29 protein-coding genes and 1 tRNA gene are annotated in these 24,830 nt (G+C 54.0%); 20 read left to right on the top strand and 10 right to left on the bottom strand.

Features of this window, described 5'->3' with window-relative positions:
- The first annotated feature begins 307 nt into the window (after window positions 1-307).
- The 15 genes from EDD75_RS06830 (at window position 308) to EDD75_RS06765 (ending at window position 14,419) form a co-directional block, all read left to right on the top strand.
- Window positions 308-628 carry a hypothetical protein gene (locus EDD75_RS06830; RefSeq protein WP_123929977.1) on the top strand — a complete coding sequence of 107 codons (321 nt, stop codon included), beginning with the start codon at window positions 308-310 and terminating at the stop codon, window positions 626-628.
- 108 nt (window positions 629-736) lie between these two features.
- Window positions 737-946 carry a hypothetical protein gene (locus EDD75_RS06825; RefSeq protein ID WP_123929974.1) on the top strand — a complete coding sequence of 70 codons (210 nt, stop codon included), beginning with the start codon at window positions 737-739 and terminating at the stop codon, window positions 944-946.
- Window positions 947-1,125: 179 nt separating this feature from the next.
- Window positions 1,126-1,362 carry a hypothetical protein gene (locus tag EDD75_RS06820; protein WP_123929971.1) on the top strand — a complete coding sequence of 79 codons (237 nt, stop codon included), beginning with the start codon at window positions 1,126-1,128 and terminating at the stop codon, window positions 1,360-1,362.
- Between the two features lie 18 nt (window positions 1,363-1,380).
- Window positions 1,381-2,466 (top strand): sulfite exporter TauE/SafE family protein, encoded by a 1,086-nt coding sequence (locus EDD75_RS06815; protein WP_123929968.1) that lies wholly within the window; start codon window positions 1,381-1,383, stop codon window positions 2,464-2,466.
- Window positions 2,467-2,622: 156 nt separating this feature from the next.
- On the top strand, window positions 2,623-4,539 hold the full coding sequence (atoS, locus tag EDD75_RS06810; RefSeq protein ID WP_123929965.1) for a two-component system sensor histidine kinase AtoS: 1,917 nt from the start codon (window positions 2,623-2,625) through the stop codon (window positions 4,537-4,539).
- Window positions 4,514-5,905, top strand: coding sequence for a sigma-54-dependent transcriptional regulator (locus EDD75_RS06805; RefSeq protein WP_123929961.1), 1,392 nt, complete (start codon window positions 4,514-4,516; stop codon window positions 5,903-5,905). Before atoS ends, EDD75_RS06805 begins: the two co-directional genes overlap by 26 nt.
- 143 nt (window positions 5,906-6,048) lie before the next feature.
- A complete protein-coding gene (locus EDD75_RS06800; protein WP_123929958.1) occupies window positions 6,049-6,483 on the top strand; it encodes a universal stress protein in 435 nt (144 codons plus the stop codon).
- A 178-nt stretch (window positions 6,484-6,661) separates the two neighbouring features.
- The gene (locus EDD75_RS06795; protein ID WP_123929955.1) at window positions 6,662-7,600 is read left to right on the top strand and encodes a sulfite exporter TauE/SafE family protein; all 939 of its coding nucleotides are present in this window, start codon (window positions 6,662-6,664) and stop codon (window positions 7,598-7,600) included.
- An 11-nt stretch (window positions 7,601-7,611) separates the two neighbouring features.
- Window positions 7,612-8,052 (top strand): DUF1634 domain-containing protein, encoded by a 441-nt coding sequence (locus tag EDD75_RS06790; RefSeq protein WP_123929952.1) that lies wholly within the window; start codon window positions 7,612-7,614, stop codon window positions 8,050-8,052.
- Between the two features lie 253 nt (window positions 8,053-8,305).
- On the top strand, window positions 8,306-9,673 hold the full coding sequence (locus EDD75_RS06785; RefSeq protein ID WP_123929949.1) for an ArsB/NhaD family transporter: 1,368 nt from the start codon (window positions 8,306-8,308) through the stop codon (window positions 9,671-9,673).
- Window positions 9,674-9,954: 281 nt separating this feature from the next.
- Window positions 9,955-11,433 (top strand): putative sulfate exporter family transporter, encoded by a 1,479-nt coding sequence (locus EDD75_RS06780; protein ID WP_123929945.1) that lies wholly within the window; start codon window positions 9,955-9,957, stop codon window positions 11,431-11,433.
- 28 nt (window positions 11,434-11,461) lie between these two features.
- A complete protein-coding gene (locus EDD75_RS11445; protein WP_281277475.1) occupies window positions 11,462-11,593 on the top strand; it encodes a hypothetical protein in 132 nt (43 codons plus the stop codon).
- Between the two features lie 365 nt (window positions 11,594-11,958).
- A complete protein-coding gene (locus EDD75_RS06775) occupies window positions 11,959-12,981 on the top strand; it encodes a YeiH family protein (RefSeq protein ID WP_123929942.1) in 1,023 nt (340 codons plus the stop codon).
- A gap of 17 nt (window positions 12,982-12,998) precedes the next feature.
- Complete coding sequence (locus EDD75_RS06770) at window positions 12,999-13,502, top strand: universal stress protein (RefSeq protein ID WP_123929938.1); 504 nt, start codon at window positions 12,999-13,001, stop codon at window positions 13,500-13,502.
- Window positions 13,499-14,419, top strand: coding sequence for a selenium metabolism-associated LysR family transcriptional regulator (locus EDD75_RS06765; protein WP_123929935.1), 921 nt, complete (start codon window positions 13,499-13,501; stop codon window positions 14,417-14,419). The genes EDD75_RS06770 and EDD75_RS06765 overlap by 4 nt, the downstream gene beginning before the upstream one ends.
- Window positions 14,420-14,573: 154 nt before the next feature.
- On the opposite strand, the gene EDD75_RS06760 is transcribed toward EDD75_RS06765, so the two are convergent.
- A complete protein-coding gene (locus EDD75_RS06760) occupies window positions 14,574-14,744 on the bottom strand; it encodes an ATP-binding protein (protein ID WP_425451659.1) in 171 nt (56 codons plus the stop codon).
- A 79-nt stretch (window positions 14,745-14,823) separates the two neighbouring features.
- Here EDD75_RS06760 and EDD75_RS06755 point away from each other — a divergent pair.
- A tRNA-Thr gene (locus EDD75_RS06755) sits at window positions 14,824-14,899 on the top strand.
- A 92-nt stretch (window positions 14,900-14,991) separates the two neighbouring features.
- Here the strand turns inward: EDD75_RS06755 and EDD75_RS06750 are convergent.
- Window positions 14,992-16,176 carry a tyrosine-type recombinase/integrase gene (locus EDD75_RS06750; protein WP_123929932.1) on the bottom strand — a complete coding sequence of 395 codons (1,185 nt, stop codon included), beginning with the start codon at window positions 16,174-16,176 and terminating at the stop codon, window positions 14,992-14,994.
- A gap of 116 nt (window positions 16,177-16,292) precedes the next feature.
- Window positions 16,293-16,520: a helix-turn-helix domain-containing protein gene (locus tag EDD75_RS06745; protein WP_170157749.1), complete on the bottom strand. Its 228-nt coding sequence runs from the start codon at window positions 16,518-16,520 to the stop codon at window positions 16,293-16,295.
- A 165-nt stretch (window positions 16,521-16,685) separates the two neighbouring features.
- Between EDD75_RS06745 and EDD75_RS06740 the strand changes: the two genes are divergently transcribed.
- From EDD75_RS06740 to EDD75_RS06730, 3 genes are all read left to right on the top strand, one after another.
- On the top strand, window positions 16,686-17,411 hold the full coding sequence (locus EDD75_RS06740) for a hypothetical protein (protein WP_123929927.1): 726 nt from the start codon (window positions 16,686-16,688) through the stop codon (window positions 17,409-17,411).
- A gap of 577 nt (window positions 17,412-17,988) precedes the next feature.
- Window positions 17,989-18,630 (top strand): copper amine oxidase N-terminal domain-containing protein, encoded by a 642-nt coding sequence (locus EDD75_RS06735; protein WP_123929924.1) that lies wholly within the window; start codon window positions 17,989-17,991, stop codon window positions 18,628-18,630.
- A 47-nt stretch (window positions 18,631-18,677) separates the two neighbouring features.
- A complete protein-coding gene (locus EDD75_RS06730) occupies window positions 18,678-19,220 on the top strand; it encodes a hypothetical protein (protein ID WP_123929921.1) in 543 nt (180 codons plus the stop codon).
- Between the two features lie 74 nt (window positions 19,221-19,294).
- On the opposite strand, the gene EDD75_RS06725 is transcribed toward EDD75_RS06730, so the two are convergent.
- From EDD75_RS06725 to EDD75_RS06700, 6 genes are read right to left on the bottom strand one after another with little or no spacing between them, the layout of a single operon-like run.
- A complete protein-coding gene (locus tag EDD75_RS06725) occupies window positions 19,295-19,525 on the bottom strand; it encodes a hypothetical protein (RefSeq protein ID WP_123929918.1) in 231 nt (76 codons plus the stop codon).
- Between the two features lie 29 nt (window positions 19,526-19,554).
- Complete coding sequence (locus tag EDD75_RS06720; protein WP_123929915.1) at window positions 19,555-19,761, bottom strand: hypothetical protein; 207 nt, start codon at window positions 19,759-19,761, stop codon at window positions 19,555-19,557.
- Window positions 19,761-20,045, bottom strand: coding sequence for a hypothetical protein (locus tag EDD75_RS06715; RefSeq protein WP_123929912.1), 285 nt, complete (start codon window positions 20,043-20,045; stop codon window positions 19,761-19,763). Before EDD75_RS06715 ends, EDD75_RS06720 begins: the two co-directional genes overlap by 1 nt.
- Complete coding sequence (locus EDD75_RS06710; protein WP_123929909.1) at window positions 20,042-22,342, bottom strand: bifunctional DNA primase/polymerase; 2,301 nt, start codon at window positions 22,340-22,342, stop codon at window positions 20,042-20,044. The genes EDD75_RS06715 and EDD75_RS06710 overlap by 4 nt, the downstream gene beginning before the upstream one ends.
- Window positions 22,335-22,544: a hypothetical protein gene (locus EDD75_RS06705; RefSeq protein WP_123929903.1), complete on the bottom strand. Its 210-nt coding sequence runs from the start codon at window positions 22,542-22,544 to the stop codon at window positions 22,335-22,337. The genes EDD75_RS06710 and EDD75_RS06705 overlap by 8 nt, the downstream gene beginning before the upstream one ends.
- Before the next feature lie 53 nt (window positions 22,545-22,597).
- The gene (locus EDD75_RS06700) at window positions 22,598-22,780 is read right to left on the bottom strand and encodes a helix-turn-helix domain-containing protein (RefSeq protein WP_123929900.1); all 183 of its coding nucleotides are present in this window, start codon (window positions 22,778-22,780) and stop codon (window positions 22,598-22,600) included.
- Between the two features lie 316 nt (window positions 22,781-23,096).
- Here EDD75_RS06700 and EDD75_RS06695 point away from each other — a divergent pair, with 316 nt between their 5' ends.
- Complete coding sequence (locus EDD75_RS06695) at window positions 23,097-23,888, top strand: hypothetical protein (protein WP_123929897.1); 792 nt, start codon at window positions 23,097-23,099, stop codon at window positions 23,886-23,888.
- Between the two features lie 331 nt (window positions 23,889-24,219).
- Here the strand turns inward: EDD75_RS06695 and EDD75_RS06690 are convergent, their stop codons facing one another.
- Complete coding sequence (locus EDD75_RS06690; protein ID WP_123929894.1) at window positions 24,220-24,681, bottom strand: helix-turn-helix domain-containing protein; 462 nt, start codon at window positions 24,679-24,681, stop codon at window positions 24,220-24,222.
- Between the last annotated feature and the right edge of the window lie 149 nt (window positions 24,682-24,830).

Raw genomic sequence — 24,830 nt, 5'->3', positions numbered from 1 at the left:
GGGCGGGGCAATTTTGCTCCCCCGCGGGAGAAAAATTCCCACTGAACGATAGATGTTGCGGGTGCCGCATAAACGGCACCCGCAACAATTTTTGGGGGCTGTTGCGGCCCGGGGCGGGTTCGTTTTGCTCACCACGCTGACGCGTCCCGCCCGGCTTGGTAGAGAATCCTGCGGCGCTTCGGGTGAATGTAGTCTTTTGTTGGTTTTCTGGGTATCATACGAAAAATGGCACGGGTTTTGCTACAGAATAGTAGGGTGAAAAGCAAAAAGAAGATCGGGGTTAAAAACAACGTGGGGTGATCGGGCGTTGGTAGCGGCGCAGAAAGGCAGGGTTAACCTCCTCAAGATTGCTCTCCTCACCAGCGTGATTTTGGTTATTTGTCTTTTTCTCTGGCATACGCTCGTCCGCCTCAGGGTGGCGATGGGCATAGACGGGGGTGCCGCGGCCGAGACGCCGGCCGTTGCGTTAGGTTTCCTGGTGCTTTTTTTGACCGGAATTTGCTACGGCCTATGGGTTCTGTTAGTGGAGCATTACATCGCCTTCGCGCTGACGCGGGAGTGGATAGCGGGGATCTTAAAAGAAATCGGCGGCGCTGAAGAGACCAAGAAACGCAAATATGCGGTGTGAACAGCGTAAGCGAAGCCCCCTATCGTGGTAGTATGGCCGGCCGGGCCCCTTAAGAGCCTGGCCGCCACCACCACGTTATTTAAAATCTCACGCGAGGAGTGGTTAACGGTGGCGGTTAAGAAGTTGACGGCGGGTGAAGTGGTTGAAAAAGCCCGGGTAAAGCGGCGGGTTGAGGGGGAGCGTTCGTGGGTGGAGCAGTTGGCCAACCGACTCGAGCTTTCGGTTTTCGATCTCTGGCTTGTCGGACTGACGATAGCCGGGATTGGTGCACTATACCTGATAGGGGAGGTGGCGGCAAGGCTAAGCGGGATACATTAAGAATGGCTTAAGGTGAGGTAGGGAGAAAGTTTGGCGAGCGGAGTCTAACGTTTTGTTCGGGTGATAGTCATTTCACCGCAAAAATTTTTCAGTGTATTTGTTCTCTAAATAACAAGCCAAAGAGAACAAAAATTTCCTGAGAAGCACCTTTTACGAACCAGTTTTAGGAGGGATGGATAATGGCGGACATGCAGGAAAAAAAGCCGGTAGGAAAATTCCTTCTCTGGGGCGTCCTTTCCCTGGGGCTATACACGGTCCTTTTTCTGAAAGGGGAAGAAATTCAGAGGTACTTCATGGCGGGTGGTGTTTTTAAGGCGGCGTTATTGACCGTTGTGGCGATACTCTTTTCTCTTGTCCACGGCAACTTCACCGGTTTCTTCTGGGACGTTGTCGGTATCAAGGCCAAGAAGCATTAAGGCGAGGGGGTGAAACGGATGGCAGGATACGCGGTGGATCCGCACGCGGTAAAAACGATGGTCAAGATGACCCCGGCAATGACCGCTTTCCTCCCAACGCTGGGTTTCTTGGGCGGGCTTTTAAGCGGCTTCATTGGCTCGGGCGGCGCCTTCGTGCTGACGCCGGGGATGATGAGCGTAGGTGTACCAGGACCGGCAGCGGTGGCCGCTAATATGTGCCACAAGTTTCCGAAGGCCTTAATCGGTGCGATGAAGCGGGCGAAGTTGGGTCACGTAGACGTGCTGCTCGGCCTGGTGATGGGTCTTTCTGCCGTCATCGGGGTGCAGGTCGGCATCAAGGTGCAGCAGTGGATCCTCAAGATGTGGGGCGAAGCGGGTTCCAACCTTTACATCAGTGCGGTGTTTGTATTGGTCCTGGCGCTGGTAGGGGCTTCGGTGCTCCGTGATGCTTTTCGCTGCAAGAACCAAGAGGTATGCGCGGCCCCGCCGCCGAAAGGTACACCTTTAGGCGAGCGGATAAAGATCCCGCCGATGATCAGCTTCAAGACGGCCAAGATCCGGGCGAGCTTCTGGCTCACCGTGCCGCTTGGCTTCGCGACGGGGATGTTGGCGGCGACGATCGCGGTAGGTGGCTTCATTGGGGTTCCGGCGATGATCTACATCCTGGGGGCTTCGAGCTTCGTCGGCAGCGGCACGGAGCTGGTGATCGCCTTTGTGATGGGGCTGACCGGAACCTTCACTTGGGCCCTGCATGGTTTTGTTGACCTCCGGTTAGCATTCCTGATCCTCTTCGGTTCCCTCTTCGGTGTGCAGCTCGGGGCGATCGGGACCAGCTACGTAAAAGATTATATGATCAAGTTCGTTATGGCGCTGGTAATGCTGATCGTTATGGTGAGCCGGCTCTTGAAGATCCCGGTTTACCTGAAAGACCTGAATCTTATCAGTCTCAGTCATTCCGCAGACCAGTTGCTCAGCCAGGCAAGCTTTGTCGTGATGTGCGTAGCGCTGGTAGTAAGCGGGTTCATCATCCTGAGCGCGATGGCGCGCGGGCTCAGGGCGGAGAAGGCGAAGCCGGTCGGTGCGCCTGTTCATGTGCCCCACTAGCGGGAAGAAGTCCCACTTTGCAGATGCTTGCCCATCCCTGTAAAATAGGGGATGGGCTTTAACTTTTTAGGCCTAGTTTAAAAAGCGACCGGTAGCCCCCGAAGGCATGGCGGGGTAGTCCATACAGGGACGGCTTATAAAAAGGAGCGTTTGGGGATGCTTGAATACCGGAGACGAATGCGTTTCAGCCGGCAACTCCTGCTGTTTACGCTAATTTTGTTAGCGCTGCCCAGTTTTTTAACCTTTTACATGCTGCACGTAATGCAGCGGGCGGAATACGGGATGGTTAAAAGCGACCGCAGCCGGCTCAACCACGCGCTTCTCCTTCTGGACCAGCGCTTCGACCGGACCTTCGACGAAATTTTAAAGGAGCACCATGTGCCGCCGGACGCACGTAAAAGAGATAAGGTCAAGGTGCTCAACGAAGAGCTAAAACCTTTGATAGAGGAAGTGGCGCGGGATTTTCCCGGCGTGGAGCTGGGCTTTTATTCCCTGGAGCTGGACGTGATTCTAAACGGGCATACGGAGACCTACGGGGAGAACTTTTCGCTGCGGCGCAAGACGGATATTGAGCAGACGATAAGGGAAAAGAAGCCGCTCACTAACGTAGTTGGCCTCGATAGATCGGGGCTGATCGAAGCCTACCGGCCGTTAATTCGTAACGGCAAGGTGATTGGCGCCGTGGTAGCGCAGGAGTATACTAGGGAAATTTACCGGCGCCTTGCGCGCGTGCGTCAGGAAGCTTACCTCACCATTGGTGCCGGGATTATCATCGGGGTCAGCGGGTTTTTCTTCCTGCTGAACCGCTTCCTGGAGGTTATCAGCCGGGTAAAAGAGGGCCTGGCAAGCCTGGAAAGCGATCTAAGTTACCGTCTGCCGCCGGGTTTTGGTGAATTAGGTGAGATTGCCAGGGCAATCAACCACCTTGCTGACCGGTTAACGGAAGCAAGAAGTTTCAACGAGATAATCCTCGATAACGTCGATGCGGGTGTGCTGGCAACCGACCTTCAGGGGCGCCTGGCGATGGTCAACGCGACGGCGGCAAGGGTGCTGGGTATCAAGGCGGGTAGCGGGGCGCCTGTCTCTTTCCGGGACGTTTTCCCGCCGGGCGATTCCATCCGAGATCTTTTAGAACGAGCGCTTTTCAAACAGGAAACGGTGCGCGACTATACGCTGCGCTACCAGCTTCCCGTAGGGCCGAGCGCTTGTGAAAAAGGGACGGCGGGTCCCGCCGCTACCCAGGAGCTGTTGCCGGATGGGGAGCGCGACCTGATTTTGGGAACGAACCTGTTGACTGACCAGCGGGGTAATCTTATCGGGGTTGTGCTCACCTTCAAAGACGTGACCGAAACGAAACGACTTGCCGAACGGGTGAAACGCCAGGAACGGCTTGCCGCGCTGGGAAAGTTTGTGGCGGGCGTGGCACACGAAATTCGCAACCCGCTCACGACGATTAGCGGTTATATCCAGATGTGGGAACGCTACGGGCAACCCACACCTGCGGCACTTTCCACTGTGGCGCAGGAAGTCACCCGTTTGAACGGCATTGTGAATAAACTCCTCTTTTTCGCCCGGCCGGCAGAGTTGAAGTTCGGTTTTTATAACCTCAACGAGCTGGTTGAACGGGTGCTGCAGTTTGTAAGCGAGGGCTATGCGGAAAGGGTAAGGGTCCAAACCGAGTTGGCGCCGGATTTGCCGCCGGTCCGGGTCGACCCGGAGCAGATCCAACAGGTGCTGATGAATATCGTTTACAACGCGTACCAGGCGATGCCGGAGGGTGGTACCTTGACGGTGCGGACGGGGCTGACGCCGGATACGCGCTTCGCGGTTGTGGCCGTAACGGATACCGGTTGCGGGATTCCCCCGGAAAACCTTTCGCGCATCTTTGACCCGTTTTTCACCACGAAGGCCAAAGGCAGCGGCCTTGGTCTGGCGCTGGCCCACGAGATTGTAACCGCACACGGCGGCTATATCGAAGTGGAGAGCAAAGTCGGGGAGGGGACCACGCTACGGGTCTATTTACCGCTGTTAAGGGAGGGAGCAAACGGTGGCCAGGATACTGGTAGTCGATGATGAGGAAAGCGTTTGCCAGATGCTGCGGGACCTCCTTGAGGCGGAGGGATACGAGGTTCTGGTAGCGTTCCACGCGGCCAAAGCGCTGGAATATCTCGCCGGCGAAGAAGAGATCGACGCCATGCTGGTTGACATCCGGATGCCCGATATCGACGGGCTGGAGCTTTTTTCGCGGGTGCGGGAAACCCATTCCTTCCCGGTGATCGTGATGACGGCATACGGCACAACGGATACGGCAATCGAGGCGATGAAGCTTGGCGCCTTCGACTACGTCCTGAAGCCCTTCAACATCGAAGAGCTTCTCCTTACGGTGAAAAAGGCGGTTGAAGTGAGCCGGATGGCGGAGGAGCTTAAAGCCTTACGCCAAGAGCTGGCGGGAAAGGTGCCGGGGGAGAGGTTCGAACAGCTAATCGGGCGTTCTCTTGCGATGCAGGAAGTCTACAAGCAAATCGGACGTTTTGCCGAGACCGACTATACGGTGTTGATCGTTGGAGAGACCGGCACGGGCAAAGAACTGGTAGCTGGTGCCATCCACCGCAACAGCAAACGCCGGGATGGGCCCTTTATCCGGATCAACTGCGCCGCAATTCCCGAAAATCTCTGGGAGAGCGAGCTATTCGGCTATGAGAAAGGCGCCTTTACTGGCGCCGTGAACCGTAAACTCGGCAAGTTCGAGCTTGCCAACCAGGGGACCCTTTTTCTCGACGAGATCAGCGAAATTCCCCTGCCGGTGCAGGCCAAGCTCTTGCGGGTGCTGCAGGAAAAAGAGTTCGACCGGGTCGGGGGCACTAAAACCATCAAGGTGGACGCGCGGATTATTGCGGCCACCAACAGGGACCTCTCCCAGATGGTATGCGAAGGAACCTTCCGGGCGGACCTTTATTACCGCCTCAACGTGGTAACTATTCAAGTCCCGCCGTTGCGGGAGCGCAAAGAAGACATCCCGCTTCTCGCGAAGCACTTCATCCAGCAGGCCGCGGCGAACTTGAAAAAGACTGTTCAGGATGTTGCGCCGGAGGCGCGGGACCTGCTCATGGCTTACGATTGGCCGGGTAACGTCCGGGAGCTGCGGAATGTTTGCGAGCGTGCTGTGGTACTGGCTCGGGGACCGTTGGTTACGCCTGAAGATTTACCGGCCACGCTCCAGCCCGATTTTCAAAACGGCCAAAGCGGGCATGGATGGCGGGGACAGACCCTCCACGAAATTTTGAGCGACGTGGAGCGAAGCGTTATCCTCCGGGCGCTCAGAGAATACAATTATAACCGGACGCGGACGGCGAAGGCGTTAGGTATCAGCCGCCGTACGCTCTACGCCAAGATTAAGGAGTTGGGCCTTGAGGGTTTACTTCCGGTAGAGGATGAATAGGAAAGTTGCGCCGTCCGGTTCGTCTTGCCGGTTACAAATTTTTTACGTTTTTTAGTGAAAAAAATCACTTTTGCGGCAGGAGAAAAAAGTGGTGTAACGAATAAAAAGCTTAGTATTTTGGCAAGGGGAAGGAGGTGAAAAAAGTGAAGGTTTTAGTGCTTTTCGATGGTTCGGACAACGCGATGCGGGCGGTAGCCTTTACCAGCAAGTTAGCGCAAAAGGCTGCGGACCTTCAGGTCAGGATCCTCCAAGTGGTCGAACTGTGGGAAACCGGGGCGTGGGGGTTTTTAACCCTGCCTGAGGGGAAACAGGAAGAACTCATTGGGAAGGCCAGGGACCGGGCTGCTGAAGGGTTGAAACGGGCCGAAAGCCTCCTTGCGGAGAAGGGCGTGCCGGTAGAGAGCGTGATTTTGGTTGGGGAAACCATACCGGAGATCTTAGAGTACGCCGCGCAGTGGCAGCCGGATTTGATCGTGATGGGGAGCCGCGGTACGGGTCCCATCCGGGAGCTGGTTCTGGGCGGTGTCTGCCATAAGATCTTGCAGCTTGCGCAATACCCGGTACTGGTCGTGAAGTAGCCGCAGATTTTGCTGTTTAGTGCCGCGATAGGGAGGTGAGGGTAGAAGCTTTGCGAAAAGGCGCGTAGCGGCCGAAAATTTACTAAAGCAGATATAGAGGTTTTGGCTCGTTATTGCGCAGGACTGAGGGGTATAGCGCCGAAAAATCCATATTACCACGATAGGGGGATTTAGCAAAATGCTTGCGGTTGCTGGAGTGGTTCCTTTAATTGCTTCGGCTGCCCCTCCGGAGGCGGTAAGTGCCGCGGCTAACGCTGCAGCAGCGCCTCACACTCCATGGTGGGTTTGGCCGTTGCTCCTCTTTATCACCACTTTCATTCTCGGCATCCTTGCGGTTCTCGCGGGTGTCGGCGGCGGCGTCCTCTTCACCCCGATTGTCGGCGGTTTTTTCCCGTTTAACCTTGATTTTGTGCGGAGTGCGGGGTTAATCGTCGCGCTTTCCGGCGCTCTGGCTGCGGGTCCCGGCTTGCTGAAACGGAACTTGGCCAGCTTGCGGCTGGCGCTTCCGGTAGCCCTGATCGCTTCCACGGCGAGTATCTTCGGGGCGCTGATCGGTTTGGCGCTACCCAAAAACATTATCCAGATCCTTTTAGGCGCCACGATTATCTTTATTTCGCTGCTTTTTGTCGTCTCTAAGAGTGCTGAGTTTCCGAAAGTGCCGGGCGCCGATGCGCTGGCGGCGGCCCTGAGGATTAACGGCATCTATTACGAGGCCTCCACCGGCAAGACGGTGGAATGGACGGTCCATCGCTCTGTCCTCGGATTCTTGCTTTTCATTGTTATCGGGGTGATGGCTGGGATGTTTGGTTTGGGCGCCGGCTGGGCAAACGTCCCGGTGCTGAACCTGCTGATGGGGGCGCCCTTGAAAATCTCTGTAGCGACCAGTAAGTTCCTCCTTTCCATTACGGATACCTCCGCAGCCTGGGTCTATCTTAACCACGGCGCCTGCCTGCCGATGATTACGGTGCCGTCGGTTTTAGGCATCATGCTCGGTTCTTTCGTTGGTGTGCGGCTGTTGGCGGTGGCAAAGCCTAAAGCGGTCCGCTATATCGTCATTATTATGTTGTTCTTCTCCGGCATTCGGCCCTTGCTGCAGGGTCTGGGGATCTGGAAATAGGAGGTGTAAAGATGGTGGCTGAGAAAAATCAAGTGGCACAGGCAACCCAGGCACCGCCGGAGCAGGTGATTTACGCGAATATCCTGCTCTGGGGCTCGCTTATCGGGATTGCCCTTCTGGTCGTTACCTTTGTGCTGTACGTTAGCGGCGTCCTTCCTCCGTATATCCCGGTAGAGAAACTCCCGCAGTTGTGGGGGATGAAGGCCCACGACTACGTGGAGGCGACCAAGTCGCCGACCGGCTGGGGTTGGGTCAGCTATCTCGGCAAGGGTGACTACTTGAATTACCTCGGTATCGCGCTCCTTTCGGGCTTAACAATTTTAGGCTTTTTCTTTGCCCTGGTGCCGGCTTACCTGAAGAAAAAAGACCACTGGTACTTCCTAATTGCGCTGGTTGAGGTTGTGGTGCTTGTGCTGGCGGCCAGTGGCGTCATAAGTGCTGGAGCACATTAACCGTTTAAAAAGCTGGTTGATCTTGTTCCTTGGGGGCTGCCCCGATTAACTTTCGGGACGGCCCCTTTTTTGTATAGGGGTGGTTTTGCCCGGAAGAAAATAAGGGCGGATTGGTGGCGGGAAATTGGTTTTGGCTGCTGATCGAGAGGATTGAAAGATTTAGGGGCGAAAAGACTCTTTGTGCCCTGTTTTTAGTCGCGGTTGATGGGGAGGGTGGTATTAGGTAACGGGCAATCTCCAGGTCTTTTTTGCGGTGGTCGTTTTTCTCCTTACTTACGCCGCGATCGTCTCCGGCCGGGTCCACCGGACGGTAGCCGCTTTTGTGGGGGCCGCCCTTCTGGTGTTGACCGGTATCATGCCCCCCGACGGGGCGGTGCACGCCATCGATTGGAACACCATCGGCCTGCTGGTGGGAATGATGATCATCGTCGGGGTTACGCAGGAGACGGGAGTTTTCCGGTTTTTAGCGGTGAAGGCGGTTAAGGCGACCAAGGGGGAACCGCTGGCCATTCTCGCCGCGCTGTCCGCGGTGACGGCGTTCCTTTCTGCTTTCCTCGACAACGTGACCACGGTGCTCCTGGTCGTACCGGTCACCTTTACCATCGCTAAAAGACTGGAACTGAGCCCGCTCCCCTTTCTATTGGCCGAGATTTTGGCGTCCAATATCGGGGGGACGGCCACGCTGATCGGCGACCCGCCTAACATCATGATCGGGAGCGCTGCGGGATTAGGGTTTATGGACTTCATTATCAACCTGACTCCGGTAGTGCTCCTGGTCTGTCTGGTCACCATCTTCATTTTGCAGCTCCTGTACCGGCGGCAACTGCGAGTCGCGCCCGCCGTGCGCCAGCGCATCTTCGAGCTCGACGAGCGGGCGGAACTTAAAGACCCGGTGCTCTTGCGGCAATGCCTTTTCGTGCTGGGCACCGTCATTTTGGGTTTCTTCCTGCACCAGTACCTGCACTTGGAATCGAGCGTGGTGGCCTTGAGCGGCGCGGCGCTCTTGTTGCTCATCACCCGGTCGGAGCCGGAGCACGCCTTTCACGCTATCGAATGGCCGGTGGTCTTCTTTTTCGTGGGCCTCTTTGTAGTGGTGGGCGCGCTGGTAAAGGTGGGGGCCATCGAGGCGCTGGCGAAGTTTGCTTTAGGGGTGACCGGAGGAGCGCTTATCCCTGCCGGTATCTTTATTATGTGGTTTTCCGCCTTGACTTCGGCCTTTGTGGATAACATTCCTTTTGTGGCTACGATGATCCCGCTACTTAAAGATATGGGACGGCTGGGCCACCTGCCTCCTTTCGAGCTTAACTTTCTCTGGTGGTGTTTGGCTCTCGGCGCCTGCCTTGGCGGGAACGGGACCATTATCGGCGCTTCCGCCAACGTTGTGGTGGCGGGAATGGCGGAGAAAAGAGGGCTTTTGCTTACCTTCTGGAAGTTTTTCCGGGTGGCTTTTCCTCTGATGCTTCTCTCGATTTTGCTTTGTTCGGGTTACATACTCCTGTGGGTGCTCCTTGGGACGGGGTGGGCCGCGCTTTTAAGTGTTGCCGTGGCGCTCCTTTTCGGTTTGCTGGCACGCCTCTGGTGGCGCTGTAGGGGGCAGAAAGAAGAGGGCACGGAGGCATAAAGCAGTTCCGTCGTTCGTAGCTTTTTGGAAAAGGAGAAAAGCGGGGGCAGGATAAAAAATCTGTCGAGCGTTGGAAAATCGTGACTTTACTTTTGCTGGCAAACTTGTTATAATGCGAACAAGAGGGCTTGTTCCGTATAATTTGAGGTGCGGATAGTTTGTTTGCCGGTAAGAGATGACGGGAAAGGAGGGGGTAGATGGGTAGCAGGGGAGAAGGCGTTTGGCGCAGGATATGCTCCTGGTAAGCGGATCTTAGGATGCCTGCTTTAAGGGGGGGGATTATGTCCCAGGAAAAAAGCGGGTCGCCACTGCTCAGGAGCGAGGACTGGTGGGCGGTATGGTTAGGACTCCTGATTTTTATTCTGGCCCTCGGTAAACTCACCGGTGCCGACCTCCTGGGATGGGTAGTCAAAACGAACCTCTGGATCGACTTCTCCAAGGCCTTAAGTCCAGTCTCGAAACATCTCGCCGAAACAGGATTCTCTGGTTTCACGTCGCTTATCCTCACTTACATCTTTCTCCTCGTCCTTACAACAATCGGTGCTGCGGCCATGCGTTTTAACGTGGGTCGGTTCATTGTCGGGTTCAGTATCATCTTCTGGCTTGCTTACGGTTGCTTGATTATAGGTCACTGGGGTCCGATAGCGGCACCGACGGTGGCGGAGGCTCAGAAGATCGGGATGACGAAGCTTGGCTTGCGGCTGACGGGCGAAGCCGGATTTATTATCGCGCTGCTTGTCGGCCTCATTATCGGTAATTTCTTCCGCGGCTTTGCCCAGTTTCTCGAGGAAGCGACGCGACCGGAATGGTTTGTGAAGACGGCGATCGTGATCTTAGGCGCGACGATCGGGATTAAGGCCTGTGACGCTCTCGGTTTGGCGGGACAGGTGCTGGCGCGGGGGCTTTGCGCTATCGTCGAGGCTTACCTTCTCTACTGGCCGGTAGTCTATTTCGTCGCGCGCCGCTACTTTAAGTTCACGCCGGAATGGGCGGCACCGCTGGCTTCCGGCATTTCGATTTGCGGTGTTTCGGCAGCGATTGCTACCGGTGCGGCTATCCGCTCGCGACCGGTGGTCCCCATTATCGTTTCTTCGCTGGTCGTTATCTTTGCCGTGGTTGAGCTTATCATCCTGCCGTTTTTGGCGCAAACGTTCCTCTACACCGAACCGATGGTGGCCGGGGCCTGGATGGGCCTCGCGGTGAAGACCGACGGCGCGGCGGTGGCGAGCGGCGCGATTACGGCGGCACTGATCCAGGCCAAGGCGGCCAGCGCCCTCCACGTCAACTGGGATAAGGACTTTATCACTATGGCCGCTGTTACCACCAAAATTTTCATCGACATCTTCATCGGCGTATGGGCTTTCGTTCTGGCCGTGATCTGGTGCTACTGGATCGAGTGCAAGCCGGGCGAGCGGGTCGGCGCCGGCGAGATCTGGAACCGCTTCCCGAAGTTTGTCATCGGCTATTTCCTCACCTTCCTCGTCATGCTGTTAGTTGGGCTTGGCCACCTGCAGGACCAGGAATTCATGAAAACGGCGAAGGCGGCAATGGGCGAGTCCGACAGCCTGCGCGGCATCTTCTTTACCCTAACCTTCTTCACCATCGGACTGATGTCTAACTTCCGGAAGCTTTGGGAGGAAGGAATGGGCCGCCTGGCTGCGGTTTATGTGCTCTGCCTCTTTGGCTTCATCATCTGGGTCGGCCTTTTCATCTCCTGGATCTTCTTCCACGGCGTGATGCCGCCGCAAATTGCCGGCTGAACGCCACAGGGAAAGGAGGCTGAAGTAAATGGTTAACGCTGGTCTTACGGAAGAACGGGAGGAGTGGCACGACCTCACGCCGCCGGAAAAGAAACTGATTGGCTATAGCCTGGGCCTCGGCATCGTGCTCCTCGTGCTGTTGGTGATCCTCCTGCGGTAATAGCCTTGCCATCCGGCTAAGCAGTGTACCGTTGCGGGCCGTTCGGAAAGAACCGGACGGCCTTTTTTTTGTCCGGCAGTGCGTCCTTTATCGGGTTTTTCCCGCGGGCGTCTTGGGTTTATTGACTCAAGTTTGAAACCCGAAGTCACGAAACCCTTGAAAATACTACGGTTCAAGACACGAAGTTATCGCGTACCACAACACCTCTCTTCAGGGTTGGTGCAAATTCCAGGGGCAGGAAAGTGTGCATGAGAAATTACCCCTATAAACATAAGTGCCTCATTATAAGGCTTATTATAACCAGGTATTTCCCATCCCGCCAGTTATTGTGGTAAAGTTTAGAAAGAAATTTTGGGGGGGTTGAAATGCAGGTTGCAGTTCTTCAGCACAAAAGTTTTCTTCACGGTAGCATCCGAGGACTTGTTCTAACTATGGTAGTGGGAGTCCTTGCTCAAAACATTATCCGCATACCTCTTTTGTCAGTGCCTGGGCCAATGGTTATTGCCATTTTAGTTGGAATGGCCTGGCGGGCACTCATGGGAATCCCGAAATATGCCAACACAGGAATAAACTTCGCGAGCAAGAGATTCCTGCGCTATGGTATTGTTTTAATGGGTGTTCGTCTCAACTTAGATGCTATTTTTGCTACAGGTCCCAAAATTATTCTCCTGGATACATTAATAATTATTATGGCCGTTGTTATTATATACTACCTAGGAAGAATACTGGCTGTTGAAGAAAAATTAGCCTTACTAACAGCAGTAGGGACAGGAATCTGTGGAGCTGCTGCTGTTGCTGCGGTCGCGCCAACGATTAAAGCGAATCAGGATGAAACTGTGGCATCTGTGGCGAGTGTTGCTATTTTGGGAACCATTGGTAGTATTTTATATATTCTTTTAAAACCGTTTCTTGGGTTAAGTTTAGATGAATATGGTATTTTTGTGGGGGCAACCTTACACGAAGTAGCCCATGTGGTAGCAGCATCTCAGCCGGCAGGTGATTCTGCGGCCAATATGGCTATTTTAACCAAACTTGGCCGGGTGGCACTATTAATTCCCGTTACTCTTGGGATTAGTCTTTGGTTTAACCTGAGGGATGCAGGGAAGGAACAAAGCGCTGGATCGCAGGGCTTGACAATTCCCTGGTTTATTTTCGGCTTTTTAGGCCTGAGTTGTCTCAATACCTTTGGTTTAATTCCTCATGATCTTACTTCTGTGATGCTTCACATCAGCAGTCTTCTTATGATAATTGCGATGGCGGGCATGGGACTTAGCGTAGATCTTGTGATGTTTAGGCGTATGGGAATAAAATCACTGTTTATCGGATTTGTTGGCTCCCTAGTTATCTCAGTTGCCGGCCTATTAGCCATTCGTACCCTGCATTTTTAAGGTTGGGAGGTTTTAAAATGCTGAGCAAGTTAGCAGAAGAGCTGTTGGCCAAAAATCAACTGGAGGCTGTGGATACATCCATTAACAGAATTATCCTGGCAGTGGACGGTTCTGCTCCGGCTATTGAAGCAACTAAGTATGCAATGGGTTTAGCTAAACGGAATAACTCAGAAATAATTGCTGTATTTGTTGACCCGGATGGAGAAGATGCAATCATCCCAGAGCACGAATGGGAGCTACTGGCCCAAAAGACTAAGCGAGTTCGCTATGGGTTGGCAGGCTTAAAGCTTGCCCATAAATACGGTGAAGCATACTGTATAAATGTGAAATTGCTTCTTTTAAGCGGCAATCCCGTGAAGCAAATCATTAATGTTGCTGAGAAAGAAGGAGCTGACTTAATCGTTACAGGAGATACCGGCTTAACGGGAATCAAAAGAATAGCCTTAGGAAGCATTGCTGAAGCTGTAGTTGAAGCATCTGACATTCCCGTTCTAGTTGTTAAAAGGAGGAAAACATTGTGAATTTATATCAGTTCCATATTTTTAAAACAGTGGCTGATAAAAAGAGTTTTTCCGGGGCTGCGCAAGCCCTTTTTATCTCTCAGCCGGCAGTCAGTATGCATATCAAATCTCTGGAAGACCATTTTGGCACAAGATTGTTTGATCGTAACACCCAACAAGTAACCATCACAGAAGCTGGTCGTATTCTATATGAATATGTGGAAAAGATCTTGTCATTGCTGGATGAAGCAGAAAAAGATATTTCCGCTCTCACCGGCTGTATACGAGGCACCTTATCGGTAGGAGCAAGTTTTACCTTGGGCGAATACGTGATTCCGCAAGTTTTGGGGTGCTTTAAAAAACAACATCCCCAGGTAAGGGCTTTACTAAAGGTGACCAATACAGAAGAAATAGTTAAGCTGGTGTTAAAGCAGGCGCTGGACTTAGGGCTTGTGGAAGGTCGCGTGGATAACTTTGAATTGATTGCAAAACCTTTTATGAAAGACGAACTGATTGTTTTGCTTCCCGTCGACCATCCCTTAGCTGGTAAGAAGTTTATCTTAATTGATGAACTTGTGGCGTTGCCTTTTATCCTGAGAGAACAAGGGTCTGGTACAAGGAAGATAACCGAAGATAGATTAAAGGAAGCAGGTATAAATCTATCTGAATTAAACGTGGTTATGGAATTAGGAAGTACCGAAGCAGTAAAGGAGGCTGTGGAAGCTGGGTTTGGTGCAACAATTATTTCCAAATGGGCAGTACAAAAAGAATTGAAGTTGGGTACTCTCGTTTCGGTTAAAGTCAAGGATGTTTCTCTAGTACGGAAGTTTTATGTGATTTATAATAAAAACAAGTCCCAAACACCGGTAGTAAAAGAATTCATATCCTTTCTGAGTTCGTTTTGCTTTCAGAAAGATTCAATCGAAAAACTTGCCTAATAGAAATAATTTACTCGCCCAACCGAGGCGTGTTTTATGCATGATACCAGTGGGGCGATTTGGAAGAGGGGCGAGTGGGGGGGGGATGCGATGGTGGTGCCCTACCTGCATCGCCTGGGGATAGATAAGCTGGACGTACTGGTGGTCACCCAAGTCATATCTGAATCCTGCAAGGAGTCTCATCTTCCGGATGCGCTTCCAGGGCCGACGCAAGGATATGCTGGGCCGAATACCGGCGCTTGGCCTTGTTGCCCAAGGCGCAGGCGATAAAGGTTTTCCCGACCCTGGTCGGCCCGGTGATGATCAGGTTGTGATGCTTCCCGATCCACTATCGGGTTTTTCCTGCGGGCGTCTTGGGTTTATTGACAGGGAGGCGTTTTTGGGCTAAGATAAGAAACGGGCGGGCTGGTGTAGCTCAGCAGGCAGAGCAGCGCACTCGTAATGCGCAGGTCGTCGGTTCGAATCCGACCACCAGCTCCAGGAAAGGCAGTAACGGCAAGGGTTTCGGAGCTGGAAATCCTTGCCGCTATCTTAAAGAAGGGTCAATTTGAGAAAATTTTGAGAAAATGGTTTCAGGTTAGCTTGTCGGCCAGGAGGGAATCAACCTTCTTGGCCGCTTCTTTTTGGGCGTCGGGGAAAAGGTGGGCGTAGTAGTCAGCGGTAATTCCGATTCCCGAGTGCCCCAAGCGGGCCGAGACTACTTTTAGGCTTTCGCCCATCCGCACCAGCCAGGAAGCGTGGCAGTGTCGCAGGGAGTGAAAGGAAATCTTCAACCCTGCTTTGTGGGCCACGTCCCGGAAGTGAGAACCAAAGCTCTCGTTCCTTATCGGCCTCCCGTCCTGGAGGCAACATACCAAGCCATTATCCTGATAGGCCGCGCCGAAAAAGAGTTTATCCTTCTTCTGCGCTAATCGGTGGTGCTTAAGTAATTCCACTAAAGAAGGCGGTATTTCAACGCTCCGCTTGCTGTTCTTGCTTTTTGGTGGTCCGTAGGTGATTTCATAGGTAGTGCCGTTTTCGGTCTTCTGCCGCCGGACCTTCTGCGCCCGCTTGACGGTGATAACCCCGTGTTTCAGGTCCACGTCTTCCCAGCGCAGGGCAAGCACCTCACCCAACCGCAGGCCGGTAGCTACGGCTATGCAGGTGGGAACATAAAGGTAGGAGTCCTTCACCGCCCCAAACAGCCGGTCAAGTTCCCGTTCTGTAAGTGGCCTTATTTCCTGTCGCGTCACCTTTGGCGGGTCCACAGCGTCGGCAACGTTCCGGTAGGCAAGTTCCCACCGGACGGCGTGCTTCAACGCCTCGTGGATTATCACGTGGACCTTGCGGACGTAAGCAGGAGACAGCCCCGGACCGACGCTTCTTTTATTGTCCTTGCGCCCTTCGCGCAACAGCTTCCCGTAAAACTCCCGCAGGTGGGCCGGGTGTAGCTTGACCAAAGGGATATCGCCAAGCTCAGGCTTAACGTGGTAATTGATGATGTGGGTATAGTCGTAAAGCGTTCGCTCGGAAAGGTTGCTCCTGCCGTAGTCGGCCAGCCACTTGTCCAGGAATTCGCCGAAGGTTATCCGCTCCGGGTTGATGGTGTATCCCTTCTCCAACTGGGCGATAAGCTCGGCCAGCCGCTTCTCCGCGTTGGCCTTCTTCCCCCGGATGGTTTCTTGATACTTCTCGTATTTCTCGGTCTTCGGGTTCTTGCCCAAGCTGATGGTGATCCGCCAGCTATCCTTTGCCTGCCGCCTGATGCTACCGCGCATCGCCCGAAACCTCCTTTACATAAAGCGGTAGATTAGCACCACAGCCGCCACCAGGACGCAGAAACCAACATACACCCAGGGGCCGTAATCGAAGATACGGTCAAGGATTTTGCTCTTCACCTTGCTTCGCCTCCTTCGTCGGGGATATAAACCAGCAGGTCTCCCGGCTGGCAGTTAAGGGCCTTGCATAAAGCCTCTAAGGTTTCGAAGTTTACCCCCTTCGCCCGGTTATACCAAAGTGTTGTTAGTGTTGTCCGCGCTAAACCGGTCATCCGCGATAACTGGGAAATGTTACGCACCCCTTTTTCTCCCATAACCACGGCCAACCTGGAACGGATGGGCATTGCTCTTCCCTCCCTTTTCTTTAAGTGTAGCATATCGCTGTTTAAATGGCAACTATATTATTCGTTATGAACAAAATATTTTTCAAAAACCTATTGACTTACTGTCCAGGGTATGCTACACTATAATCAAAACAACAAACACTAACACAAGGGAGGCTGGTTCAAATGCTCAAAAACCTAATCGAACAGGCGAGGGTCCTGCCGGGGGAAGTGGAGAGGCTAACGCTCAAGCTCTACGAAACGAAGCAAAGACTCCACACTCTCCTTGAGGACAAGGCCAAGCTGGAGGCTCAGGTTGCGGGCGAAGTGGCAGGCGAAACAGACGGCAACGGCAAGAAGCGGTATCCGAATGAGGAAGCAAGAAAGGCGGAAATAGCGAAGCGGTTAGCGGCGAACGAAATCTACCAGGCTAACGAAGAAGCGGTCAAGCAGGCAAGGGAAGAAGCGGTAGCACTCGAAGCGAAACTCGACCGGGCAAGATACCAGCACCGAACGGCAACAACGCTCCTCAACCTTCTGGCAAGTGCAATTCAAGCGGGTAGAAAGGATATCGAAGAGGCAATCCTCAGCAGCACCGAAGCGGCAAAGAGGGAAGCGGCGAAGAAGTTCGTGGAAGGCGTGAAGGAAATCGCCAAGGGAAATGGTAGCAGCAACGGCAACGGCAACGGCAACGGCAACAGTCTCAAGGAAGCGAAGGTAACGGTCCTGGAGGCAAGGCCGGGCAAGAGTGAAGGCACCATCCGGGCTTACTGCCAAACGGAAGAAGGGGAGAAGGTGGCGGTCTACGCCAAGAACAGCACCGGCAAGAAGTTAGCGGCAGCGATAGGCGAAGCAGTAGCGTTGAAGTTCAAGGAGATGGACCACGGCTGGTTCGCGGTAAGCATAAACTAAGGGTCCAGGGGCAATCCCTGGACCACCCAAAGGCCGGAGTGAAAGGTTGGCAAGCCGACTCCGGCCTTCCTATTTCTTTTCGCCACAACATAGCACAATCCTTCTTTAGAAGGGGGCTTTTCGGCAACCTCTCCCTTCTCCCTTGCCGAAAACAGCCAACCCCCCCATCCCCAGGGATGGGTATCCCGCCAAAGGTATCCTCCTTCCGGCAAGCAGAAGAAAACTTTTTGCTCCCTGCATCACCACCACCCCTGAAACGGGCTTTTCTCACGGTGAACGCCTTCATATTTGGCCTACAAGGGCCTTCTACGCAGCCGGTAATTTTTCTACCTTGACGGAGGCTTTCGTTCAATGTGGGCCATCCTGACGCATTAGAGAGGCAAATCCCCGAAAAGCAGCCCCACCTACAGGGATTGGGCATCCCATTCCGCGAAGGGGCTCCGGGGGCATACAGGGGAAACTTTTCTGTCGGTAAATAGCGTTGATAATTTTGCCATATTGCGCCACTACAGGAGGATTCTCTTTCGGTGCTGTCGAACCCTCAGAACCGATAATAGTCCGTGGGGAGGGTGAACGAATGAAAAGGGCCGCACTTGTAGCCATTTTGGTTGGGTTTTTGTTGTTTTTTGGCTTTGCCGCTGCCGGAGCTTGGCAAAATGTTCGCCTTTTCGTCAACGGCAGGGAGATTTATCCCGATGTGCCGCCCCAGATAATTAATGGTAGGACGTTGGTGCCTTTGCGGGCCGTTGCAGAAGCGTTAGGGGCGGATGTAAGGTGGGACGGAAACAACAAGACCGTCTATGTGTATCGCTCTTCCAATGATCCAAATAGCTATAAAGCAATAGCGGATAGATTATATCTTGATTTAGCGAGGCTCGATGACTCCGGTGCCCAATTCTTGAAACGATTGGACTCACCACTAAGCGGCTCCCCATTGGTGCAGCAAGAAGCTCTAAAACAGGTTATAGAACGGGAAAAGTTATTGAAAGAGGCTTTAAAGCTATCTCCTCCAAGAGAAGCCGAGATGTTTCATTTGACGTTGGTTAAAGTTCTCAACACGGGCATTACCGGTTGGAGTTTAATTTATGAGTTAGCGTCAGTGTCTCCCCCACCTACTATAGAAACCGAATATTTAAACGCAATAGAAAAGGTGGGTTGGATGAGAGTCCAACAACAGGAAAGCCTTGATGCGCTACATAAGCAGCTTTTTGGTTTTTGAGTAAGCGATTTTCGGGGCGGGAAAAGAGTTTAAGGTGGAAAAATAAGATGAAGCGCGCGTGGATTATTCCTGCGGTGATGTGCCTTTTGTTGCTGGCCGCTTGGCCGTTCAGGTGGGAGAAAGGACCAACGCAAACGGTAAATAACGGAGCTTTGAAGATTGTCCACCTGCGGGACCACTGGACGGGCCAGGCGTGGGTTGCTCTTTACGGTTATGACGCAGTAAACAATCGGCTATATAGCGGTGAAATGGTTCCTGTTCCTTCGCAAGCTGATATTGCGAAGCGAAAGGAGCAAATTTTAGCAAGCCCGGAAGAAGTTAAAAAAGTGGCTGAGTTAAGGAAAAGACTTACGCTTCCAGCTATTTCGGGCGGCGGGGAAGAAGCAGAATGGGAAATACAGAAGGAGGAAGAACGTATCGAATCTACCGCAAGGTCTGAACTTAAGTGCTGGGCTTGGCGGAAGCGAAACATTGCTACAGAGATATGGGCCGGTCTCGTGGCCTTATCCGCATTAATGGCAGTTATTTTGGTTGTGCATACTTCGCGCAGCCCGCGTAATCAAGAAGTGTCCACGTTGCCACCACAATAAGGCAATAACGGTCAAAAGTTTCCGGCGGGAAAAAGAAAGATATCTATATGTTAACGATAAAGAAAACAGGACCATTATAGCTCCCGCAACGCCTTCAACAAAAGCTGCTTCGCCTCCGGGTTTCGGGCCAGGTCCTCACGGGCCAGGGTAACAACACGGTTACGGCGGATTGTGTCGCCTTCGATGTGATAATGCGCGATTTGCAAGCGGCCGGCCTTGGGGTAATAAGCTATGGCAAGCCTGATGGTGCGGGCCTCAAGCGGCTGCTCCTTCAACCAGTATGCCTCACCAACGTAACGCTTCACTGAAGCACCCCCTTAAATTGTGTGAAAATTCAGAATACTTCCCTTATCTGCCCCGGCCTTGGTTTCGCCTGGCGGTCGCTGTTCTTCTCCGCTCTCCTCCGGTGCTTGCCGCGCTTGACGGCCTTTTCCCATAGCTCCGGGTGCTGGGCCAGCAGTCTTGACGCCTCTTCCAGTGAAAGTATGGCTATACAGCCCTTGCCCAGGGGTATGATTACCTCTTCGCGATAGCGGGGCATCAGCAAATCCACCTCATTTCACCGGTTCGCTCATCGTAAACAATGAAGGTCCCAGGCCGGGAGAACGCCCGCTTTACCCGCTCCGCATCTTGCGGTGTTGCCGGAGTCCCCCATAGCTCCAGGACCGCCCGGGCCTCCTCCTCGCGGTTGGCGATAACCTCAAGATACGGCAGCGCCTTCTTTCGGTCCAGGCCGGGCTTGTAGCGACACCGGATAACGCCGTCCTTTAAATAAAGCCGCACTCCCAGCCGCTCTAATTCGCTAGTAGCCTTGACCACGGTCATTTGCCGCCGCCCTCCTTCCACTCCTGGTAAATCTCGTCAAGTGCGGTGTCTCTGTCGTCAACCGATTGATAAACATCAACCGCCTTCCCCTCGGCAGGACGTTCCGGTTCGGGGGCAGGGGGTTCCGTAGTTTTTTTCTGAGAAGTATTTGCGACATTAGCGACATTAGCGACCGAAGGGGTAGGGGGTGAAAGACTTTTGTCGCATAAGTCGCTTTTGTCGCAATCTCTGCTTGTTTTAATTTGGGTGGCAAACCAGCGTTCAGCGTGCCTACCTCCGGTTTCCTCCGTCCGCATCGTCATTAGGCCAGCAGCCGCCAGGGCAGAAAGTGCGCTCGCGATTCGCTTCCCGCCTTGGTGTCGGCCAAACAGGTCCCGGATTTCCGTTCGGGTCAAACCATTTTCAGCCGCCCGGCGTGCAGCCTGGAGGATTTCATCAGCTACCGGGTCGCCAAGGGCATCGCCAAAAATGAAGCGCGCCGAACGCTCACAGTAATCCCACAAGGCCAGGGCCGCCTTTAGGTGCTCCTCTCTAATTACCGCCGAAAGGTCAAGTAGCGCATAGATACAGGCCAGCCGCATAACGTGGGCCTCCGCCCGGGCAATCATCGCGCCAAGCAGGCCAGGCTTGCCTTCAGAAAGCTCCGGGTAAACCTCATACCACAGCCGCCGGGCCGCTTCGTCCCGCTTCATTTCGCCAACGGTCTTGGCAAACTCAACAGCGTCCCGCAGCCGTTCGGCAAGCGGATACAGGTCCTCGTCCCGCAGGTTCCCTCCTTCCGGCAGGACCTTGGATCGCCGGACGCACAGCCACTGGAAGCGGTTGCCGAAACCGTTGCCCGCTTCCGTGGTGTCGAGATAGCGCAAAAGCTCATCTTTGGTTATATGGCCGATAATCGAAATATGGGCATCCGTTGCTTTTGCCGGGCTGTTCTTGGTCAAGGATTGAAGTCGCCCGTGGTCCCAGGCGTTGCGGATGTTGGCCGATAGCGTGTTGCCTTCCCGCTGAAGCACCCGCAGGGTCGAAGCAAACTCGGCCTCGTAAGCCAGCAATCGTTTGTCCTCGACACCGGTATCAACAATGACCGTTTCGCGCCCCACAAGGCGTTTGTCGTGTCCTTTGCCTTCGTAAACAGGCTCCTCTTTCTCGATGGGGTCGTGGACCGCCCAAATCAAGCCTTCGCCACTTGAAAGCCCGAATTGAACGCGGTTCTCCTCCCATTCAGGGTCAACCATCCGAAACAGCCGCCGGACGTGGCCGAAGGAAGAGCCCTTCCGCCCTTTGGCACTACTACCCACCAACACCGCAAATTCGTTCAGGTAGTGCTTGTCCGCTTCAGCTACAAAGTAAGCCGTCCTGCCGATAACATTCCCGAAGGCGATAAGGGTTTGGGCAAGGACCGCTACCGGGTCCGCTTCAGTATGCGGATCGACCGTTTGGACAATATCACCGGCCAAACCATAAAACGCGTCCGGTGCAGGTGATTCAGGATACGACAAAAGCGACTTATGCGACCAAAGGTCCTCCTCTTCGGCCTCACCGTTCACCCGCTTGGGCTTGCGGGCCTCCCGCCGGGCCACGCTGTCAAACACCGCGCGCAGTTCCCGCTCCGGCAATGGCGGAGAATTTTTCCGGTTCCACTCGGTCAGCAGCAGCCAGACTTCATCCTCCGGCAGTCCCTTCCCAAACCAATGCCCGACCAATTTGGTCGCGGCATCATTCCTTTGTCCTTGTGGCACCCCTTGCAGAAGCTCCACTACCCAGAAGGAGTCGCGGGGGGCCGGTGTTTCCGTTGGCCTCTGAATTAGTTTCAAAACCCATTCGGGCAACGGGGCAAGCGGCAAATCATCCGGGCCGCGTCCCCTCGCCCAGGCATAACGCCGCCCGCTCGGGTGGACCGATGGCGGGGCCGCCACGTAGCCGCGGTCACCGCGAAGGTCCAACCCCCTGACGCCGCCCAGGCTAACGGCGTTCGGGACCGTTCCGCCTGGATGGGTGAAATAGACGTGGTATCCTTTGTTGGTCCTAACGGTTGGCGTCCGGGGCAGCCCTTTCTCTTTGGCGTAGACAATAGCCGTCTCGCCGTCTAAGTCAAGGACCACCAAGCCGGAAACCGCGCCGGTTACGACGCCGATGTTCGCCTCCGGGTTGTCCCGCCACCACGCGCGGATTTCTTGCTCCACCGGTCGGCGGTTCTGGTATTCGCTCCAGGCAGGCAGCAGGGGTCGCTTGTCGCGGGGCCGGAGAGGGATGACACTCCACCCTCGGGCAGCATAGGATAAAGCCGCACTAAGCATCCCGGGCCACCTCCCGGAAAACCCGCTCCAGCAGCTCCCGCACCTCGGGAAGCCCGGCCCGGCGATACCAAGATGAAAGCATCGCCAAGCGGTCAAGGTGCATCCCGGAACCGGCTATCGCCCGATATTCGCGGGCCGCTTGTCTCCGAAGGTGGGGCGGTAGGGCCTTGAGGAGTCTTCGCGGATGTGGTATTGTGAACATAAGCTCGATACCTCCTGTTCGCCGCCCGGTCTGCCACAGCCGGGCCTTTTCGTTTATTGGTTGCCGCTGCGCAACCAATGCTCTAAACTATCGCGTAACACCAGCCACCGCCTTTTCCCGATGCGGCGCCCCTGAACCTCACCGTTGTGTAACAATTTCAAAAGCGTATTGCGGCCAATGCCGCTGACCGCCACAGCCTCCCGCACAGTGAGCGTGATTCGCTTCTCCTCGCGCATAATTATCCCTCCTGAATTTGCCAATTTGCCTCGAACTTAACAGATTTTGTCGGCAAAAGCCAAAAAACGAAAATTCGCATTACGAAGCGTTAGCCGCTCATTACAAGCACAAGCTGTCGTTTTCGTGTCCAGTCGGGCCTTTGGCAAACCCTGTCAAACACTCAGTGTTCCCTCTATTTCGCTCGTTCTTCTTGCGTTTTTTTCAAGCCTAATGTAAACTGGAGAGGGGCTTAAAATCCACGTGAAGCGGTTTCACGTTCCGCCTCTGGTGCGGCATTAGGGCTTATAAAATTTGTGCAGCGGTGGTGCAGGGAAAATGAGTGCCGTAGCGCGGTTAGTCGAAGTAAAACTTTACATCTCCCGGTCAAGCGAGAGATTTTTTGAGGTTCTCGTCCTCCCCGACGGCCATTTGGTGTCGCTTCCCCCGTTCGGCCTGACCAACGTGCTCCTGCAAGAAGCCGCCACCCACCCGCCGCAAGAAGCGGTAAAGCAGGCTCTCGCCCGGTTTACCGATAAAATGGAGATGCCAGCGGGGAATGACGTTATTTTTGCGTTGTGGCGGTTGGTCAAAGAGGGAAAAATAAACCGCCCGGAAGCCCTTCTTTCGACCACGTTTAGGCAGCCGGGGGAAGCCTACGCAGCGGAGATTCAATTTTTAAGCCGCGCCCTCGAATGGTGGCTCCTTCCCGCTGGGCGAGGCAAGAGAACGCGTCCAGCGGAAAGATTTGTGGCTTCTCTTGCCAACGCGGGGACACCTCATTTTGCCGCGGTGGTCTGCAGCCGCAGCCGCGAAGCTCCGTCCTGGTTTATGGGGGCTGTGGTTGAGCACGCCGTTAAACGGAGTTCTGACACAACAGGCCGCGAATTAATTGAACGCACGTTCCCCGCCAGGGTTTACACCAGCAACGGGGGTATTCTCCCCCTCTGTTGGGCGGAAGTTCTTTACGCAGCCGAAAATAACATCTTCGCCCGCCCCTGTGAGGTTTGCGGCAGGTGGTTTCCACTACCGAAAACGCAGGTCGGCCAGCAGAAATTTTGCTCGCCGTCCTGCCGGTCGGCATCCAAAAGAAAACGGACCGCCGAAAAAAGAAAAGCCCTCAAGCCGTGAAGTAATGCGGCTTTCAGGGCACAACCATTTGAGAAAAATTTGAGAAAATGAGTTTGATTTATGTGGGTTTATGAGGGTTTACCAATAACAGGGAAATTCCGAAAGACCGCTTCGCTCTAAGGTTTATGCCCTCTGGTAAACTCTTACAAACCCTCCGGCGTCAACTCGTAATGCGCAGGTCGTCGGTTCGAATCCGACCACCAGCTCCAGGAAAGCAAGAAACGGCAAGGGTTTCGGGACTGGAAATCCTTGCTGTTATATTTTGGAAATATCAATTGTCCGCCGGCTTCTGTTTATTTTATTACGAGTATTTTGAAAACGGGGCTTGGACTTAGGGATTCTCTTTATTAGATGGTGGCCTTTTCTCCTTTCGCGAAGGCGTGCTACGCCGCTTCTTTTTCTTTTCTACTACCCTTAAAGCCCACTCCCAGCCTTCAGCCAGTAACGCTTTCTCTTCTTCCGAAAGGGCAGGGACGCGCTTTAGCAACCCAGCAAAGCGGCGGTCAGCCACCAGGTACGGCAACTGCTCTTCGCGGAAAAGGACCGGTTGCTCTCCTGACTGCCGAGATTCTTCTTTCATGCGTTCGCGTCTGTCTGTCCGGCCCAGGAGGTAGTCCACCGAGACGTTAAAGAAGTCCGCTAACCGGTTCAGCGTTGCCGGATCGGGTGTCCGCCTGTTCCGCTCGTACATTGCGATGGTACTTTGCCCCATGTTCAAGAGTTTCGCCAACTCTGCTTGCGAAAGCCCCTTCTCCTTGCGGAGTGCAGCCAACCTTTCTCCAAGTGGTTGCATTCAATGCACCTCTGGGCGAATGTAACACGATTTGCGATATTAGCCAATATCTTATCGCGAAAAGCGATTTTTTATGCCAAAAGTATTGACGCACTCACAAATTGTGATTATATTTGTCATTAAGTAGCACAAGATGTCGTTGAGTGACA

Origin of the sequence: Thermodesulfitimonas autotrophica (assembly GCF_003815015.1) — a bacterium.
Lineage (GTDB): Bacteria > Bacillota > Desulfotomaculia > Desulfotomaculales > Ammonificaceae > Thermodesulfitimonas > Thermodesulfitimonas autotrophica.
Note: the sequence above shows the minus strand (reverse complement) of the source record. Positions and strands in the feature narration are given on the sequence as shown.